At 45.1% G+C, this 19,607-nt stretch carries 16 protein-coding genes; 7 read left to right on the top strand and 9 right to left on the bottom strand.

The features are described from left to right. Positions 1-187 precede the first annotated feature (187 nt). Positions 188-4,015 carry a S8 family serine peptidase gene (locus L2729_RS17100; RefSeq protein WP_248989348.1) on the top strand — a complete coding sequence of 1,276 codons (3,828 nt, stop codon included), beginning with the start codon at positions 188-190 and terminating at the stop codon, positions 4,013-4,015. Between the two features lie 206 nt (positions 4,016-4,221). Here L2729_RS17100 and L2729_RS17095 read toward each other — a convergent pair whose 3' ends face one another. The 4 genes from L2729_RS17095 to L2729_RS17080 all read right to left on the bottom strand — a co-directional run bounded on the left by L2729_RS17095 (position 4,222) and on the right by L2729_RS17080 (position 7,608). Beyond that, positions 4,222-4,761 (bottom strand): outer membrane beta-barrel protein, encoded by a 540-nt coding sequence (locus tag L2729_RS17095; protein ID WP_248989347.1) that lies wholly within the window; start codon positions 4,759-4,761, stop codon positions 4,222-4,224. Positions 4,762-4,977: 216 nt separating this feature from the next. Beyond that, on the bottom strand, positions 4,978-5,352 hold the full coding sequence (locus L2729_RS17090) for a DMT family transporter (RefSeq protein WP_283104266.1): 375 nt from the start codon (positions 5,350-5,352) through the stop codon (positions 4,978-4,980). A gap of 493 nt (positions 5,353-5,845) precedes the next feature. Further along, positions 5,846-6,403, bottom strand: coding sequence for an S-(hydroxymethyl)glutathione synthase (gene gfa / locus L2729_RS17085; RefSeq protein ID WP_248989345.1), 558 nt, complete (start codon positions 6,401-6,403; stop codon positions 5,846-5,848). A 53-nt stretch (positions 6,404-6,456) separates the two neighbouring features. Further along, positions 6,457-7,608 carry an iron-containing alcohol dehydrogenase gene (locus tag L2729_RS17080; protein ID WP_248989344.1) on the bottom strand — a complete coding sequence of 384 codons (1,152 nt, stop codon included), beginning with the start codon at positions 7,606-7,608 and terminating at the stop codon, positions 6,457-6,459. 311 nt (positions 7,609-7,919) lie between these two features. Here L2729_RS17080 and L2729_RS17075 point away from each other — a divergent pair, with 311 nt between their 5' ends. From L2729_RS17075 to L2729_RS17050, 6 genes are all read left to right on the top strand, one after another. Then, positions 7,920-8,789, top strand: coding sequence for a LysR family transcriptional regulator (locus tag L2729_RS17075; protein ID WP_248989343.1), 870 nt, complete (start codon positions 7,920-7,922; stop codon positions 8,787-8,789). A 294-nt stretch (positions 8,790-9,083) separates the two neighbouring features. Beyond that, positions 9,084-10,292 carry an NAD(P)/FAD-dependent oxidoreductase gene (locus L2729_RS17070; RefSeq protein WP_248989342.1) on the top strand — a complete coding sequence of 403 codons (1,209 nt, stop codon included), beginning with the start codon at positions 9,084-9,086 and terminating at the stop codon, positions 10,290-10,292. A 30-nt stretch (positions 10,293-10,322) separates the two neighbouring features. Beyond that, positions 10,323-10,751 carry a hypothetical protein gene (locus L2729_RS17065; RefSeq protein WP_248989341.1) on the top strand — a complete coding sequence of 143 codons (429 nt, stop codon included), beginning with the start codon at positions 10,323-10,325 and terminating at the stop codon, positions 10,749-10,751. Positions 10,752-11,052: 301 nt separating this feature from the next. After that, positions 11,053-11,406: a hypothetical protein gene (locus L2729_RS17060; protein WP_248989340.1), complete on the top strand. Its 354-nt coding sequence runs from the start codon at positions 11,053-11,055 to the stop codon at positions 11,404-11,406. Between the two features lie 136 nt (positions 11,407-11,542). Further along, positions 11,543-12,238 carry a HupE/UreJ family protein gene (locus tag L2729_RS17055; protein WP_248989339.1) on the top strand — a complete coding sequence of 232 codons (696 nt, stop codon included), beginning with the start codon at positions 11,543-11,545 and terminating at the stop codon, positions 12,236-12,238. 75 nt (positions 12,239-12,313) lie between these two features. Continuing rightward, positions 12,314-12,973: a hypothetical protein gene (locus L2729_RS17050; protein WP_248989338.1), complete on the top strand. Its 660-nt coding sequence runs from the start codon at positions 12,314-12,316 to the stop codon at positions 12,971-12,973. A 127-nt stretch (positions 12,974-13,100) separates the two neighbouring features. Here the strand turns inward: L2729_RS17050 and L2729_RS17045 are convergent, their stop codons facing one another. The 5 genes from L2729_RS17045 to L2729_RS17025 form a co-directional block, all read right to left on the bottom strand. Beyond that, entirely contained in the window at positions 13,101-13,568 is a 468-nt protein-coding gene (locus L2729_RS17045) for a DUF6491 family protein (RefSeq protein ID WP_248989337.1), read from the bottom strand. A gap of 406 nt (positions 13,569-13,974) precedes the next feature. Next, the gene (gene fghA, locus L2729_RS17040; RefSeq protein WP_248989336.1) at positions 13,975-14,814 is read right to left on the bottom strand and encodes an S-formylglutathione hydrolase; all 840 of its coding nucleotides are present in this window, start codon (positions 14,812-14,814) and stop codon (positions 13,975-13,977) included. 99 nt (positions 14,815-14,913) lie between these two features. Continuing rightward, positions 14,914-16,044 (bottom strand): S-(hydroxymethyl)glutathione dehydrogenase/class III alcohol dehydrogenase, encoded by a 1,131-nt coding sequence (locus tag L2729_RS17035; RefSeq protein ID WP_248989335.1) that lies wholly within the window; start codon positions 16,042-16,044, stop codon positions 14,914-14,916. Between the two features lie 202 nt (positions 16,045-16,246). Continuing rightward, positions 16,247-16,513 (bottom strand): DksA/TraR family C4-type zinc finger protein, encoded by a 267-nt coding sequence (locus L2729_RS17030; RefSeq protein ID WP_248989334.1) that lies wholly within the window; start codon positions 16,511-16,513, stop codon positions 16,247-16,249. A gap of 410 nt (positions 16,514-16,923) precedes the next feature. Beyond that, entirely contained in the window at positions 16,924-19,227 is a 2,304-nt protein-coding gene (locus L2729_RS17025) for a patatin-like phospholipase family protein (protein WP_248989333.1), read from the bottom strand. Between the last annotated feature and the right edge of the window lie 380 nt (positions 19,228-19,607).

Genomic DNA, 19,607 nt, shown 5'->3' with positions numbered 1-19,607 from the left:
GGAATTGAAAAAGAAATGAAGGATAAGTGAAGTCGAATAGTAGTGAGTTATTTGCTCAACATGGTTTCGATGGGGTATCAAGTTTACGTCGAATTAACAACTCCAACTAAATTGACTGTTCGCGGCAATCCGTCGCAACAGGGGAAAACACAAATTATAAAAATAGATAAATAGCGAGGAAGACCAGGTGAAATTAACGTATAAAAAAAGCCTTATCGCGGTAGCGCTCAGCATGGTATTAAGCCCTGTATCTCAGGCTAATATGACCGATAGTCGCGGCCTAGATGCAGATAGCGGTCAGCGTACAAATAAACTACAAGCCAGCAAACGTAATACAGATAACCTCTATATGGTGCTGCTCGATGACCAACCTTTAGCAACCTATAAAGGTGATATCGCTAACCTTAAGGCCACCAGCCTGCTTAGCAATGAATCCAACAAGCGCACAGATAACGGGACCCTCAATGTACAAAGCGCTGCGAGTCAGAGTTATCTGAAGTATCTATCTCAACAATCAGGCTCCACTCTTCAGCGTGCTCAAACAAGCCTAAATCGAGAACTCAGCATTGAGAGCAACTACCAAATAGCGCTTAACGGCTTTAGCACCCAGTTAAGTGAGCTGGAAGCCACGCAACTACAAAACGTTGCTGGTGTAAAGCTGGTGCAAAAAGTTCAGCGCCGTCATCTCACCACGGACTCAGGCCCTAAACATATTCAGGCTCCATCAGCATGGGATGGCACTGCAACAGGTATAGCGACCAAAGGTGAAGGTGTTATTGTTGGTATTCTCGATACCGGCATCAGTGCTTTCAACCCTTCATTTGCCGATGTGGGTGGTGATGGTTATGACCACATCAACCCGTTAGGCGAAGGCGTTTACCTTGGACACTGTGCTGACTCTGAGCTAGCACACTACTGTAACGATAAGTTGATTGGCATTTGGGCTAACGACGGTGTGCTTGCAGACTACACCCCTGAGGGTGATGATGTTATTGGTATTGATCACAATGGTCATGGTTCTCACACCGCATCAACCACTGCCGGTAACGTGGTCAAAAACGTGCCTATCTATAACGTCGTCGGCGACAAAGCTGACTTTACGTTCGGTCAGATCAGTGGTGTTGCGCCGCATGCGAATATTATTTCTTACCAAGTCTGCGCAGCGGATGCTGGTTGTTGGAGCGATGTAACTGCACTTGCGGTAGAGCATGCTATTGAACATGGCGTGCAAGTACTCAACTACTCTGTGGGTGGTGGCGCGAGTAATCCATGGTATGACACTGATGCTGCAGCCTTTTTATCCGCACGCGAAGCCGGCATACATGTAGCAACATCTGCGGGTAACTCAGGGCCAGAACCTGAAACGATTGGCTCACCGGGCAACGCTCCTTGGCTCACCACCGTTGCGGCTTATACCCATGACCGCAGCTTCACAGCAAAAGATATTAGCTTTACTGGCGGAGAGTCTTCACTTGCGACGTTAACCGGTAAAGCAGCAACTGCAGGGATCACCGCTAAGGTCCTACATGCGGCTGATTTCGGTGATGCTGACTGTTTAGAGCCGTTTGAGGCAAACACTTTTAATGGTGAGATAGTGATTTGCCAACGCGGTGAAATCGCTCGCGTATCAAAAGGGACTAACGCCCTAGCAGGTGGTGCCGGCGGAATGATCTTGATTAACATGGACGGGGGTTCTGAAACCGTTGATGCCGATTTCCATGCTCTGCCAGCCATTCATATTGATGCTGCACAGGGCAATGAATTAACAGCTTGGTTAGCAACTGGTAGCGATCACACCGCTACCATTGGCAGCTCAACCATGGAAAGTGACCCTGATAGTGCCGATATCGCGGCGGTCTTTACCTCTCGTGGTCCAGAACCCATCATGAATCGCTGGCTCACACCTCACGTTGCAGCACCCGGCGTGGCGATTTATGCGGCCAACTCTGAATACCAGCCCTGGCGTGAAGAGAAAACGGAATCACCTTATACCTTTATGGACGGTACATCGATGTCTAGCCCCCATGTGGCTGGCGCGATGGCATTAATCACCGCACTAAAACCTGAATGGACTCCAGCTGAACTGCAATCTGCATTAATGCTCAGTGCCGAGTTCAATACTCGTAAAGATGACGGCGTAACCGCATCAGACTTCTTCGATTCAGGTGCCGGTAGCATACGTATTAGCAAGGCACTCAATACCGGTCTCATTATGGATGTGACCTACCAAGAATATATTGATGCCAACCCTGATACTGGTGGTAAGCCTGAAGAGATGAACATGCCATCAGCGGTGCAAAGTGATTGCATGATCAGCTGTAACTGGACGCGTACATTTACCGCAACATCGGCTTCAACTTGGGCCAGCAGCGGTGATGCAAGCGTAGAAGGGTTAACGGTGAGTGCTTCGCCAAGCAGCTTTACTTTGGCCGCTGGTGAAAGTATTACTTTAGATGTTACCGCAACAATTTCGAATGGCTTTAACTCTGAATATGGCATGGGTAGATTACTGCTGACACCAGCAGACACCAACCTAACGCCTTCGGCTATGCCGGTGATAGGCACCTTTGTAGCAGGTAGCTTTCCTCAAGACACTTACCTAGAAACGGGTAAAGATAAGGGCAGCGCAGCCATTGAAGGCATCACAACCGTCGGTACTAGTGATCTACAAGTTGCGGTATTTGAACTTGCTGAAGTTGAAGTCATTAAAGCCAGTCTTCCTCGAGATGATAGCGACACAGCTAATTGGCCAGGTAATGTCTATAACGACAGCAACTATTTCTACTCAAAACTGATTAACGTTACGCCGAATACCAAGCGCATTGTGGCGCGGATCAAAGACACCACATCGCCGGACCTCGATCTCTACATTGGCCGCGATGCAAACTACAACGGTAAGCCAGACGATTTCTACGAAATGGAAACCTTCCTTTGTATGAGTGCGACTGAAACGGCCTTAGAAACTTGCGAAGTCAACGACCCGCAAGCAGGTAGTTACTATATTGCAGTGCATAACTTTGGTGATACATCTGCGCCTTCGGACGCGATAGATGACGTTACCATTGAACTGGCGATTATCGATAAAGACGATGCTAGCGTAACGGTAGATTTTAATGCTCAAGTAGACGCCAATGACGATATCGGTCTAGTACTAAACTGGGACAAAGATCTTAAAGCAGACACTCTGTACATTACTGCGCTTGAAATTGGCACAGGGCAAAACGCGGCAAACAACATTGGCCTAATGCCAATTGAGCTATACCGCAATGCCACTTACGTCACTAGCTCTGTTGATAGTGAACTGGTTAATACCGGCGACATGCTCACACTTAATATTGAACTAGCAGCCAATGCCAGCGATGAAGCGATGATGTTTAACATTCAAACCAGTATCCCTGAAGGCCTTAGCATCGAAAGTGATAGCCATGCTGGTGCTATTGATGGACAAACGCTGAGCTGGACAGTGACTCAAGCTGCTAATAGCGAGCTGCAGAACATTGTCTTAGTGTTTAATACTGCTGAGCAAATCATGTCGAAAACATTGAGCTTTGATGTATCGCACACGGTTAATAATGTCAGCATGAGTGAAACGGTAGGTCCAGTACAACTTGAAGGTGTGCCGGTTGCCCTCATTAATGGTGATAGTAGCGTCAATGTTAGCGCTGAAGAGCAAACTGTGGTGCGTTTATCTGCAACAGACAGCACAGCGCCAAATGTTGACGATGTGCTGACTTATAGCTGGGCGCAGGTTTCAGGCCCAATCATCACTATCGACGATACAACAACAGCGGATATTAGTATCACCCTGCCGGATGTTGAAGCCGATAGCAGCGCAGTTTTAGAGCTTACCGTCAGCAATGGCACTAAGACAGCTGCAGTTGCTAGCGCCACCATCACTATTAAAGCAGAAGTGGTTGCTGCAGAACCAGAGCCTAGCGAGTCTAGTGGTGGAGCAATGGGGCTATCCGTTTTACTGTTAGGCTTGTTAGGTGTGCGACGTCGTTCGCAGAAATAACCTATATAACAGGTACAAAACGGGCGCTATTTTGAAGTGATAGCGCCCAACGTTAGGTTTCTTGTCAATTTAGTCCCCGCTTTAGGGGACTCTAGGTTAATACTTTTGCCGACTGCACTGCGGTCGGCTTTTTTATTCCGCCAAGCTTTTTCGTCTTAAATCTCGGTCTTGAAGCTCTATCTTAAACCTCTGCCTTAAATCTCAGTCTAGAACTTATAATCTAAGGTCAGATAAACTTGCTGACTGTTATTGATACGAATATCGTGACGTTCGTAGTCTTGATCTAAGTAGCGAAAACCTAAGTCTGAAGAGAAGTGTTCACTCCATTTGTACTGCACACCCACTTGTCCACCCCAAACAAAATCGGTGGCGGCACGCCCTGCAACTTTATTATCGTTTGCACCTGCTGAAACACCCATAAACAGGTCCACATTTTTATGCACTGGGATTAAGTAATCATAAGAGATTAACCAGCTGTATTGCTCCTGTTTATAATCTTTTCCCGCTTGTGAAAATTCATCTTCCATGTAACCAAAGGTCGCTGTTATCCGGTGTTGTTGCTCAATCAACACACCTGCTCGCCCCTGCCACGACATATCTTCGGTATCATGATTTAGGTTGCCTTCGATCGTGTCTGTTTGATAACCCGCCGCAGCACCAACAAAGAACTCTACTTCTGCCGCATTAACACTGCTGGCCAGTAAACCGGAACATAATACACCTGCTAGCATCGTCTTAATTTTCATTGTAAACCTCACTCATTACCTGATAAATAGAGAATCTTGTTGCTGTCATTATCGACGTTATGAATAGATTACCGATTCTCTGCCGCATGAAAAAGTGCCTCACACCAACAAGTTTGTATCGAATAATGAGACAGTCAACATATTGAAGTCACTAAAAAAACTGAGGTTGGCTTTATGTCTAAGGTTAAAATGAGATCAACGCGGTTTTGCTTTGAATCAGTGGCTATGGCCTTGTGAGAAGTTAATCATCATTACGCCAGCAGCGACTAATCCCATACCGATCCACGCAGTGAGATCTAGATGTTGGCGGTAAAATAATGCCGATAACAAGGTGACTGTCACTATGGCTAAACCCGCCCACAGTGCATGAACCACCCCCACAGGCATGCCCTTCATAGCTTGGCCAAGAAAAATAAATGCCACCAAATGACCCACAATAACTAATACGGCAGGCAATGGTCGGCTAAAACCATCGGTCGCTTTTAACGCCACATGGGATAAGGCTTCAGCCATGACACCCAGTAATAGAAAGATCCAACTCATAATATAAGCCTTAAATGTAAAGTGATCGGCAGGCAAAGCCCGCTGCATAGATTGAGGTACTGAATTTGTGCTTAGTATATTGATAATGGATAGGATGATAATCAGCTAAAACTGCAAATCACTTTTACCAAATGGTAATAAACAGCAGCGATCAAAAACCAGGCATGTGCCGACAAATCACACCATCAGCTCAAAGCATCAATACCGCCGCTTAGGCGAGACGATTGGATCAGTGACATCAAGCGCGATGACCGCAGCAGCGGCGGCGTCCATACGCATTGAGGTTCCACCTCTTAAACCCTAAGACCATCCCATTTCAATGCGCCGATTGTATTGATTAGCTCAACAATACTAATCGGCCTGATCAACAAATATTTTTACCATTCAATATAAGAAAAAACGATAGCACCAATCTTGAGGGTTGCTTTTGGCTGGTCGTGACTGAGTAGGTTAAACCCTTGCCAATGGGCATAAAAAAAGCGCCGTAGCGCTTTTTTATAAAATCCACGATACCTATTTACTCAGTATCAATTAATGGCGCTTAGCTCTTGTTTGCAACGTGAGCAGCAATGGCATCCATCAATACTGGAGATAAGCAATCATATGGCGCTAATCCCAAGTCAGTTAATGTATTGCGAACATCAGTCATAGCTTCAGGTGCCGTTCCTGACTCAATGATAGATGAGACAAAAGCAGCGAATTCAGGTGCTGACCAACCTTGCTGTTTAGATAACTCAGTATGCACAAAGTCTAAACCATAGAAAGGATGCTCAGCGTTTTCGATACGGCCGAACATGTGGGTGCCACACTCTTTACATGCATGACGCTGAATTGCCGCCGACGCGTCGATGATCTGTAATTTATCAGCATTAGCAGTCACGCTAACTTGGTCTTTAGCGACCACAGCTATCTGAGCAAACAGAGCGCCTTCAGGCTTCCAACATTTGCTGCAACCGCAAACATGGTTATGTGCAGTTTGCGCAGAGACAGTCACTTCAACAGGATGGTGTGAACACTGGCATTGCAATGATCCGCCAGTAAAACCTGCGACTGTTGCTGAGATACCATTATCGACCAATGGGTGAATTAACGTTTTCATAATAATTATTCCAGATAAATGAGGCTAAGCCCTGCTGGGCTTAGCAGAACGACTTACATCGCTTGTTTAAAAATATTGATGATTTCTTCAGTACTAGCCTTTCTTGGGTTAGTTAAAGAACACGCATCGTTCAGCGCATTAATCGCCATAAACTCGAGTTTCTCTTGTTTTACGCCAAGATCAGCCAGCTTCTGGGCGGTACCAACTGAGGCTGAAAGTCGCTCGATTTCTACAATGCCAGCTTCTGCAGCATCAGCGGCATTCATACCTGTTGTATCTATACCCATCGCTTTGGCGATATCGGCAAAGCGCTCACTGCTATCTACAGCATTGAAACGAGAAACGTATGGCAGCAAGATGGCATTACATAAGCCGTGCACTAAGTCATATACACCACCTAATTGGTGAGCCATTGAGTGCACATAACCCAGAGACGCGTTAGAGAAGGCCATACCGGCCAAATACTCTCCGTACTGCATCGCATCTCGCGCTGCACGGTCTTCGCCGTTATCGACAACTTTTTTTAGGTTTTGAGCGATTAATTCAATAGCCTTAATGGCTGAGGCATCGGTTATCGGTGTCGCTGCAGTTGAAACATAAGCTTCAACCGCATGGGTCAACGCGTCCATGCCGGTTGAGGCAGTGAGAAACTTAGGCATTGCCACCATAAGTTCTGAGTCATTTACGGCGATTATCGGTGTCAGGTTTTTATCTACAATCGGGTATTTAGTCTCATCTTCTTCATTGGTAACAATGGCAAAGATGGTCATTTCAGCGGCTGTACCTGCTGTGGTATTCACGGTAACCAAAGGCAGTTGTGGCTTCGCAGATAGATGCACACCTTTAGAGTAATCACGAATATGACCACCATTGGCAGCGACTAAGGCGATGCCTTTAGCACAATCGTGAGACGAGCCACCACCGAATGAAACAACAAAGTCACAGTCTTGAATCTTAAGGATCTCAAGACCTTGCTCGATGTTTTTCTCTGTCGGGTTAGGCTGTACACCATCAAAGATGGCAAAGGCGATATCGTGAGCAGATAACTCATCGGTAAGCCTGTCGACGAGTTTAATATCGACTAATGCCTTATCAGTTACGATTAGCGCTTTATTAAAGTTTCTCGCCTGTAGTTCGCTACCTAGTTGCTTGATGGCATCGGGTCCCATCATCGACATCGGAGGCATATAGAATGTGGTGCTCATTTTGACTTCCTTAATTAAAATAAAAACTTACAGTCTCTTCACTGCCATATTGGATGACTATAAACTGAGACTGGATGACATCTTCGTCATTCGATGGCGGTGATTATATTCTTTACTCACTAGTTGATAATCCCACTTTTTAGCAAATGACTTTTTACTGTGAGTAATAATAAATTTCACTTAAATACACCGTTTGCTGCTAGTAAATAGCAATTGGCCATTTTAAATAAGATCTGATTTTGAATTGCATTTAGGCTGGATTTGGTAATAATTAGAGGATATTTAGCAAAGATAATTTCTTGAGAGTAATAATGTTTAATTGGGAAGGTGTCAGTGAATTTGTTGCGGTAGCCGAAGCCGAAAGCTTTACCAAGGCGTCACAACGACTAGGAATTTCGACAGCACAGGTCAGCAGGCAGATCAGCGCATTAGAAACTCGGCTCGCTTCAAAGCTGTTTCATCGCACCACAAGAAAAGTGTCGGTGACCGAAGTTGGCAGGATCTATTATCAACATTGTCGACAGGTGCTCGATGGATTAGAAGAAGCAGAGCGAGCGATCACTAATCTACAAACGACTCCTAGAGGATTGCTAAAAATTACCGCGCCCTTCACCTATGGCGAAAAAACCATTGCTCCTTTGATCAATGACTTTGCCGTGTTATATCCAGAATTGGAGATTAAGCTCATCCTCAGTAATCAAAGGATTGATTTAATCGACGAAGGATACGACCTTGCTATTCGACTCGGGGAGTTAGAAGACTCGAGTATGATGGCTAAAAAGCTAAGTACACGAACCCAGTATGTTTGTGCGTCACCTGCTTATCTTTCCACTTATGGCATTCCCCACACATTGTCGGAACTAGAAAAACATAATTGTTTGCTCGGCACTATGGATTATTGGCGTTTTCAAGAAAATGGCAAAACCAGAAATGTACGCGTAAGCGGTTCACTCAGCTGTAACAATGGCCACGCTTTAGTGGATGCGGCAATTAAAGGCATTGGCATCGTACAACTACCCGATTTCTATGTCGCCCGCTTTTTGGAAGACAAACAACTAGTGGCACTGCTTGAGCATAACCGCCAGCCTGAAGAAGGGATCTGGGCGCTCTATCCGCAAAATCGTCACCTCTCACCTAAAGTTCGCATGCTGCTGGACTACCTAGGTAACGCCCTCAAATAGACACTTAACCGTATCCTATACTGGCCTCTAGCTTATGCTACTGGTCAGTAGTCGTTATTAACAACAATAACAAAGCGATTAATTTCAACGACTTATTGCCACCAAGGTGTTGATTGTTACTGTGTAGCAAAAGTAATTTACCTTTTGAGCTAATTGTTCCAAATATGATGGTAACTATAATGAGCGTCATCTAACGCCCTGAGAACGAGCTGATACCTAGGGTATTTAGCTGAAGTCAGCTGGCGCTTGTTACACATCATTGCAGCACCGAATGCGGTGCACTGAGGAATTGTTATGTCTCGTATCGTTATTGTTGGCGGCGGCGCTGCCGGCCTAGAAATCGCTAGCCTTTTAGGCCGTTCGGTCAATCGTCAAGATGAAGTGGTACTGGTAGAAGGGGAGACTCATCACTACTGGAAACCTCGCTTCCATGAGATAGCCGCGGGTACCTTTGACAGTGACCTCGACAGCCTTTGCTATTTCAGCCATGGTGCCAAGAATGGCTATATGCATTACCAAGCATGGATGACTGATATCGAACGCGCAGAAAAGCAGTTAGTGCTGCGTAAACCCAATGGTGAAGTCGACAGACTCGAATACGATTACTTAGTGATTGCTATCGGGGCCATTAGCAACGACTTTGCCACCTTAGGCGCGAAAGAGCATTGCTTATTCCTCGATACACCTGCGCAAGCTCGAGACAGCTGGCATCAAATCAGTACCTTGCTGCGTTCGGGTAAAGAACGCAGCATTAATATCGTCGGCGCGGGAGCGACTGGACTTGAACTCGCCGCTGAGTTGGCCAAAGTGAGCGCTAAGCTAGCCAATAACCCTTATGCCGCGACGCTAAACATCAATCTGATTGAAGCTGCTGACAGAGTGCTGCCTAATAGCCCTTTGAAAATGTCACAGCAAGCGCAAAAGCGACTAGAACAGTATAACGTCAACATCCTGCTCAATACTCGTGTCGCCAGTGTTGAAGCTGACCGCATGACCACCAGCGATGGCAAAATATTAGCTGCTGATGTGCAATTTTGGGCTGCTGGAATTAAAGCGCCCGACTGGCTAAAAAACATCGGTGGCTTGCAGAGTAATCATGCTAATCAGTTAATCGTTGAGCAAACACTGGCAACCACTGCGGACCCGTCAATATTCTCCCTAGGTGATTGCGCTGCGATCCCGCAGGTTGGTGGCACTCAAGTTCCACCCAAAGCACAGGCAGCCAATCGCGCCGCGGTGCACTTAGCAAAAAACCTAGTGGCACATTTAGAGGGTAAACCGCTAAAACCTTTCGTCTATAAAGATGGCGGAATGGTGGTTGCGATTGGACATGACTTCGCCATCAGCACCATGATGAACGATAGATTAGTGTTAAAAGGCCGCTTAGTACGCCGGCTGTACGATACAATTTTTCGCTTACATCAAAAAACCGTTAGTGGCCTATTTACCATGTCACGACTGATTATTATCAAACGCTTAAAATGTATGTTTAAGCCGGCTTAAAGCAGGTAAAGCCAAAGTCCAAGCTGAATATTGAACATAAAAAAGGCGGCTAACACCTCCTTTTTTATTGGCGTATGTAAATGCTTACTCACTCAGTCTTACAGCGCATTAGTCGCTAACAACTATGCCTGCAAACACATGTTTTCTTCACTCGTTCATTACCTTCTACCCGTTCTTTTAGGCATTGTTGTGCCAAGAGCATTGTCGACCAACCGCTTTGCTGTAATCAGCTTGCTTCGTATTCGTCTAGGTGAGGCTGTAGGTAAGTTAACCTCGGCAATGGTTTTGTCGTCGGGAATATTAGGGGCTGTAGATCTTTCACGGTTGTTTTTGCCGCAGTTTATTGGCTATTTTGACAAGGCGGAGGCTATGTCGTTTAGTCATTCTCCACAAATAACCTACAACACAGTCAAAATAGCCAAGAAGCGCGGCCCTTCGGGTTCGTTTCAATGCTTTTAGTCTTTTATGACTAGAATGCGTTACGAGCTTTTCGCTTAGCCAGCTAAGCAGCATCGCTCAAGCCTTGTACTAAAATCATTATTCCTTACGGTAAAGAATCGAACAAAAACTAAGCTAGGAAGATCAACAGCCCTAGCAGTTTGATCTTCAATCTGATTTAATCTCGGTAGCTATATTCTCTTGAAGACTAAACATACTGAGCAGCAAAAACATCAAGGTCAGGTTAGCGTTACCAGCGACCCACCAATCCAGAACAACATTAGCCATCATGCTAGTGCTGTTGCTGTGCCAGTTTTTTGTGATGAATTCAGCTTATTCAGTACAATACCCCAATGGTAAACACCCTATGGGTAGCAGTGTTAGCCATCATCATAGCCATGAAAATGTGCATGCAACCTTTGCTCATGTGCACGATGTAGAAGCCCTGCCCGCTTTTAATGCCACCGAATTAATTGCCGATTTAAACGGCACTGATGTTGTTTTTGCTAGCGACAGTAGCGAGCATGATCATAACAACCACTCACACACGCCATCACACCCGCCCTTTGAGTCGACCTTTAACAGCGATTTTTATCAGGCAGGCACTGTCGGCGACAATGATGTGCTTTATAACAACTACCGATACGCACCACCCAATCCCCCTCCACACCGCTAATTATTTATCTTTTTAACGACGGCTTGGTTAACTATTCCAAGTCGTTTAGCGATAGACCCATTTTGCGCTTCTTTGACTGACTACATTCAGTCTGTGATTCATGCGCTTAATAAAATAAATAATTGGAGTACATGTAATGAGCCAACCATTGGCTAACACCATAAGATTTATGGTGATTTTTTTGGGGTTATTGGCCTCTTTCTCTCTTTTTGCTCACGGCGTAGATGAAGGTACCAAGCAGTTTTTAGCTGCTAATCAAGGGGTTTCTATTCTGCCCTTTATCTATATCGGTGCTAAACATATGGTCACTGGATATGACCATTTACTGTTTTTAGTCGGGGTGATTTTTTTCCTTTATCGCACTAAAGACGTGTTGCTCTACGTCAGCTTGTTCACTATTGGTCATAGCATTACCTTGCTGTACGGCGTGTTTTACGACATCCAGGTAAATCCTTATCTTATCGATGCGATTATTGGATTTTCAATCGTTTATAAAGGCTTTGATAACTTAGGCGGATTTAAACGCGTGTTTGGCTTTCAGCCCAACACCAAGGTCGCGGTGATGATTTTTGGACTGTTCCATGGCTTTGGGCTGGCCACTAAAATCCAAGAATTCAATCTGCCTAAAGAGGGGTTAATGACCAATATTATTGCCTTTAACGTCGGCGTAGAAATTGGGCAGTTTTTAGCGTTAGGCGTTGTACTCATTATGATGAGCTTTTGGCGCAGGCATCAAAGTTATCTCAAGTTTTCAACTGCGGCCAACACACTACTCATGAGTGGTGGATTGATGTTAGTCGGCTTTCAACTCACTGGATACTTTACAAATTAAAGCAGATTCCAAAGCTGCTACCAACAGAAAAATGCAGCTAAATACGCATGCGTAAATACAAATTTAGGAACTATAATGACACAGCAAACAGACAACCAAGCAACTAACACCGTGAACAACCCACTCAGTGCACCGGTCCACTCTAACGCCACCTTACTGAAAGCGAGTATCGTCGCAACCGTCATTGCAGCGATTGTATTAGTCACGGCGATTTTACCCGCTGAGTACAACATTGATCCAACAGGTATTGGTCAATCATTAGGCTTAACAAAAATAGCCACCGCGGCGACAGATCCTATACTCCCTAGTACATCAAATATTAAAGCCGTGCCAGGCGTAATGGTAAGTTCAGGCTCTATTGTGATAAACGATGCGCCCTCAGTGGCTGAGATCAAACAAACTCGTACAGAAGTGATGGGGCTACGCCAAGATACGGTCGACATCATTATTGCGGCGGGTAAAGGCTTAGAATATAAACTACTGATGAATGAAGGAACCCATTTAGAATATGAATGGCGCACCAATGGCGCACCCTTGTATTTTGATTTTCACGGCGAACCTCAAGGTGATAAAACAGGTTTCTTTGAAAGTTTTACCATCACCACCTCAGATCAAGTGAAGGGCACGTTGACCACGCCTTTTGCAGGTGCGCACGGATGGTATTGGAAAAACAAAACCAGTGAGCCAATCACGGTGACACTTTCAACCAAAGGCGCTTATCTTATTAAAGGCTAACGCGGTCTTTAGTTAAAAACCATTCGGGTTAATGACCCCTCTGAATGGTCTACAGTAAAAAGCCCGTCTATCGACTGATAGACGGGCTTTTTTATAGACCTATTCCACTCAGCGGTAAGTGGGCAATTTAATCGCCTCGAGTGCTACTGGCCTCAGGATTTTTATTTTCTAAATTTTTCTCATCAACAGAGAAAGCGAGGATTTTTTGCTTTATAAGCTCTTTTTCCGCTTTATCTTTTATGCGGTACATACGCTTAATATTGTACTTACTTTGCGGGTTGTCTCGAGTGGAGACACTATCAAAACCAACTTCTACCTTACCAAGGGTTGATGTAATGAGTAATCCTTGGGCAAACTTAAGATCATTATTACCACCATTTAAAATCAACAGATAGATCTCTCTTGGCCTGCTATTGACTATCAGCGAATACTTATCAACCTCTTCCCAACCATCCATTCTAAAATTATCAATGGAATTAACTTGCTCTAACTCAGGAAACTCATACATTGCCGCCCGCTCTTTTGAAGCTTCCGTTGATGCGCAACCTGCTAAAACTATCGCAAGCCCAATCACAACTATATTCCATATTTTCATTGTTTTCTCCTGATATGAATTAGCTTAACTCTAGCGCTAAAATAGCAGAGTGCAAACACTCGCCTCACTTGCTAACGGGTAGTAACAAGCTCAATATCACTAGCTGTTTATACCTCGCCTACGCAGCCATAGTGAAGAATGCATTGCCATTATTCGCTAATAGCTTTGATCTTGAGAGAAGTGAATCATCGCACTCGCCATTCAGTCCCATAAAGCATGTAAAACACCAACCATGATCACTTTCATTGCCTGCCCTAAAAAACAAAGTCCATAAGGTGTACTTTTCTATCGAAAGGCTTGCTAAATGAACCACGAATAAGGTGAGTGATTCCGAGGAAATTTAATAACTACTGCGCATAAAAAATGCCGCGATAATGCGGCATTTTTATAATAGGGTAATGTAACGCTAGTCTCTCAAGTGAGCAGCATGAAAGCGTAAGTGTTGTTCAATAAAGCTCGAGATGAAGAAGTAGCTGTGATCATAACCTTCATGCAGATTCAAAGTCAGCGGATAACCACTCACTTTAGCGGCGGCTTGCAGTACTTCAGGCTTGAGCTGCTCGCCAAGGAAATTATCGCCTTCGCCTTGATCAACTAACGCCGGCACAAACACGCTGGCTTTACGCATCAATAGGCTCGCATCGTAATCCTGCCATGCATTAGTGTCACGGCCCAAATAAGCGGTAAACGCCTTCTTGCCCCAAGGGCAATTAACCGGGTTGCTGATTGGGCTAAACGCCGACACTGACTGATAAGCCTCAGCATTGCGCATAGCGATAACCAAGGCACCATGTCCGCCCATTGAATGACCCGCTATTGAGCGCTTGTCACTGACAGGGAACATAGACTCAATCAATTTTGGTAGCTCATCAACCACGTAATCATACATTTGGTAATGACGATTCCACGGCGCTTGCGTTGCGTTAACGTAAAAACCTGCACCTTGGCCTAAATCATAACCGGCATCATCAGCCACACCTTCGCCACGCGGGCTAGTATCTGGTGCAACAATTGCGATACCCAACTCTGCAGCTAGCGCTTGTGCACCGGCTTTATGCATAAAGTTTTCATCAGTACAGGTTAAGCCTGACAACCAATATAATACGGGTACTTTTTGGCCATTTGACGCTTGAGGTGGCAGATAGATAGCAAAGCGCATCTTACAATTTAACGCTTCTGAGTGGTGGGTATACTGCTTATTCCAGCCGCCAAAACTCTTGTTCACACTGATATTTTCGATTGTCATACTTGAGTCTCTTAAAGCGCTGACGCATTAACTATCGATGACAGTTAATGCGAAAGCGGCTGGATAGGGGCTTACGCCCTATCCACTTATTTTGATAGTTTACTTGTCGAAGTGAATAACAGTACGAATACTCTTACCTTCATGCATAAGGTCAAATGCTTCATTAACCTGCTCAAGCGCCATAGTATGAGTAATAAAGTCGCTTAACTTAAACTCACCCGCCAAATAACGTTCAACGTACTCAGGTAGCTCTGAGCGGCCTTTAACACCACCAAAAGCGCTGCCTCTCCATACGCGACCAGTCACGAGTTGGAATGGACGGGTTGAGATCTCTTGACCTGCACCTGCTACACCAATAACCACTGATTCGCCCCAACCTTTATGGCAACACTCAAGCGCGCTTCGCATGACGTTAACGTTACCGATACACTCAAATGAGTAATCAACGCCGCCATCGGTAAGCTCTACAATCACATCTTGAATTGGCTTGTCGTAATCTTTTGGATTAATGCAGTCAGTCGCGCCCAGTTGACGAGCTAAGTCGAACTTACTTTCGTTAATGTCGATAGCGATAATGCGGCTGGCTTTAGCCATTGCAGCGCCAATAACCGCCGACAGACCAATACCACCCATACCAAAGATGGCAACCGTAGCGCCCTCTTCAACTTTTGCGGTATTCATGACTGCGCCCATACCTGTGGTTACACCACAACCCAATAGACACACCTCTTCAAGTGGTGCTTTAGGGTTCACTTTTGCTAGTGAAATTTCAGGTAATACGGTGTATTCAGAAAAGGTTGAGCATCCCATGTAGTGGAAAATATCGACGCCATCTTTTGAAAAACGCGTAGTGCCGTCTGGCATCAAACCTTTACCTTGAGTTTCACGGATTTTCTGGCATAAGTTAGTCTTACCAGACTTACAGAACTTACACTCGCCACATTCTGGCGTATATAAAGGAATGACATGGTCGCCGACTTGAACGCTAGTTACGCCTTCGCCAATTGACTCAACGATACCGCCACCTTCGTGACCTAAAATACAAGGGAAGATCCCTTCTGGGTCATCGCCAGATAATGTGAATGCATCGGTATGGCAAACACCGGTAGCAATCATCTTGACTCGAACTTCGCCTTTTTGCGGTGGCATAACATCGACGATTTCCATAGAGAGTGGCTGGCCTACGGCCCAAGCGACTGCGGCTTTAGATTTGATTGTCTGTGCTGTCATCTTAAATTCCTAGATTGATAGAGTGTATAAACGGTCTTATCTGAACCAGCGCCGTAATGAATATGCGAACATTATAGCGAGGGCACAACAAATGATAATCCCACTATTATGCAATTTACTTTTACCATATGGTAATAATCAACTGAATTACTAATCTGACTAATATACGGTTATCAACATGGATCCCGCCTTAGCGTCGACCTTAACGTAATTGACTATCTTTACTGCCTCGGCGATTAAACAGTGCCATGTTACTGTGCCGTTTATCTCGCTCGCTTTGACATTCAACACACAAACGAACGCCTTGAACAGCTCGTCTACGCGCCTCGAGGATGGGTTTATCGCACTCTTCACAGTCGAACAGACTTTGTCCAAGCGATAGTTCACTACGAATATGCGCCACGCCATCTTCGATACTATTATCGATTTGATCTTGCACTGCCCCGTCGCGGGCCCAACCACCAGCCATTTTGGCTCCTTAATTAACTCAGCCTGCAGCAAAGAACCTTGTTCAACTGCAGCGCCAAGTAGATTTAAAGTTTAGAAGCTAACAGGCGTATTGCCATGTCAATTTTGTTGATTGAATTATACTCAACTGACTTGGTTTGATAATGCACTCAATCTGAAAATTTCTTTTTCTGTACAGTAACAATCCTCGAGGTTGCTGTATCCATCCACTTGTGATGGTAATAATTGTGGCATCTGAATATCATTGTTGAGAGTTAACTGCGGTTTATGACGGTAGCAGTAGTGAAGAGAGGGTTTGGTTTTGTATTCTAGTCATAAGCACCTCTTCCACGAGGTGCCAGATATCCGAGCGACGGCTTAAATGACAATATCAACTCAGCGCTCTATTAGAGGCATAGAGCACCCAACACGCTAAAAGGTCTTTCCTAAGGTCAGGTAAAGCGTTTTATGATGCTGGTCGTTAACCCCAAAGCCGAGTACTGCGGGGCCAAACTCAGTTTCAGTGCCGATAAAAATACTGCTGGCATAAATCAGGTCATCCAAGCCACGCTCACTTTTATACTGCCAAACATTTCCTGCCTCAGCAGAGGCACCTAAGTAGATTGGTATCATTCTGCCGCCAAAGCCATTCCAGTCGATACGGTATTGATAGATTAGCGAGCCGTAGATCAGTTGCGAACCGACTAAGGCATCTTTATGCAAACCAGAAAGATTTAAAAAGCCGCCAAGTTCGTGAGTGTGGATCAGACTAATTTGATCGCTATCCGTACCACTGACTTTAATTTTATTAATCAAAGTATGCTGCTTAAAACTGCGAGCATGTTTAAAGGCAAACTCGTAATTGAACAGCTCAGTATCACCCACCACCTCACCAACGCCAGGTAAGGTTAGCGGTTGCAATTCATCCTTGCTATAGGCGCCTTTGAAATAGAAAAGTGTGCCTTTACGCGGAAAACTATAGCTATCCAAGGAATCATAACTCACCAGTGCAAAACTAGAATAGGTATCATAGTCCAGATCGACGTTAACAATAGTCGGCCCCTCAATTTCACCGGTTTCGGCTGAAAAACCCAGTTCTATGATCATATTATTAGTCACGTTAATGCCTAGCGACGTACTGATATTGTGAGCTTTGGTTACCGTTTTAAGGCTGCGCTTATTATCCCAAAAGTACAATTGCTCCTCTTGTGAAAACTGGTAGCGAGTTTTCCAATAAAATTTTTCAAGTGAATCCAATGGCAAACGATACTCGCTGGCGAGCTGTTTTGCTCTGCCTGACGAGAGCTCAAAACGCAGCTGACCGTCAGTCCCTGCAATGTTATTCATGCTATAAAGCAGATCGAGTTTAAGATCGGATATTTCACCAAAATCCTCCTCCCATGAAAAACCGATATCGAAGAAATTTGGCCCCCAGCTTTTCTGCTGCGTTTTAAGCTGTAACTCCTTACCGTGATCAGCACTGCTGAGCGCCTCCACCTCTACCCGTTCAAAAGTGTTCAGTGCATAAACACGATCAATTGCCTCGACGATCTCTTCCGCCTCGACGCTATTTCCCGCTGTGATACTTAAAGCTGTTTCAATCGTTTTGCTACTGGTTTCACTGTTGTTAACCAACACGATGCTATCAATTGGCTGCTGCTGAAACGCCAGTAACTCTTGCTTATAAGCCAGACGTTCAGCTTGATACTGAGCAAAATGCTCAGCGGAAATTTGAAGCGCTAAGAGTTGTTCTTTATGAACTATTGCAGCTTGTTCACCTTTCTCAAGGCCAAGCGGCATACTGCTAAAATCAGTGGTATCGAGCTGGCTAATGTCAGGACGAATAAGGATATCTTGTGGTTGTAAGTTTGAGATTTGCTGTACCGCATTTGCCCGGGTCATCATGGTAGACAGCTGCGCTAAAATGGCAAAACTATCTTTTAACTGCTCTTTCGGCGCAAGCTCGGAACCAATATCAATAGCGATAACGATATCAGCACCCATCTCGCGCACCGTATCGGCTGGCATATTACTGACCATGCCGCCATCAGCCAGATACTTGCCGTCGATTTCGACCGGCTGCAATATTCCCGGCACCGACGCCGACGCTTGCATTGCCGTTAATAGGTTACCAGAGTCGAGCACTACAGCATTGCCCGTCACAATATCGGTCGCAATCGCTCTGAAGGGAATGGCCAGACCATCAAACGAGCGCTGACGAGGCACTATACCGGCAGACTTAATGTATAAGTTACCCATGGTTTGTCCACGCAGTATGCCCTGTGGCATTAGGATTTCACCATCAAGAGAGCCAAATTCAAACGGCAGATTGAAACGGTCAAAATCTTGTTTGTCATGATAATTTAATGCCTGACGTGGCACTGCATCATCAAAGCCACTGTTCCAGTCGAGGTTTAGCATGATATTTTCTATATCATCAGCACTGTAACCCAACGCATAAAGCCCTCCGACATACGCGCCAATACTGGTGCCAGCAATGTAATCAACGGCAATATGGTTAGCTTCTAAATAGCGTAATACGCCAACATGAGCAGCCCCTTTTGCACCGCCGCCGCTTAACGCCAAACCGACTTTTAGTCTTGTGGGTGCAGAGTCTACAACGGTGACGGTGACTGCGGCCGAATCAGTCTCAACGACCACAGCAAAAACTTGAGTAGCATAGAACCCAATGACCAACACAACGCACTTGACGCTTATAGCGAATACTTTCTGCAACTTGATAACGCTCCAATAAATTAGAGCGCTATTTTACGAGATAATCAGTTAGTTCTTTAAGTGTCCAGCGTGAGTTTGATTGTCTCAAATACAAGTACAATCGATTTCCTCAATGCCTGCTTACTTTTATTGACTGTAAGTGACCTGATGTCTAATTAGGTCATTTTGACAATGTCGATTCAATTCGGTCTGTGACTGTTAATGGCAGTCATGCAATGACGGTGCTTTCAGCTGGCATCACTGCAAGAGCTTACTAAAGCCCCTGGGATGCAATGCTCCGTCGAGCATCACATCACGACCTAAACACCCACCCTGCAACTGACAAGCACAGCATGCTCATCACCAATAGTTAGCAATGTGCAGATAGCCAGTCTACAGAG

The sequence above is a fragment of the Shewanella gelidimarina genome (assembly GCF_023283945.1).
In the GTDB taxonomy this organism is placed as follows: domain Bacteria; phylum Pseudomonadota; class Gammaproteobacteria; order Enterobacterales; family Shewanellaceae; genus Shewanella; species Shewanella gelidimarina.
The sequence above is the reverse complement of the archived record's forward strand: the minus strand, read 5'-3'. Positions and strand labels throughout refer to the sequence as shown.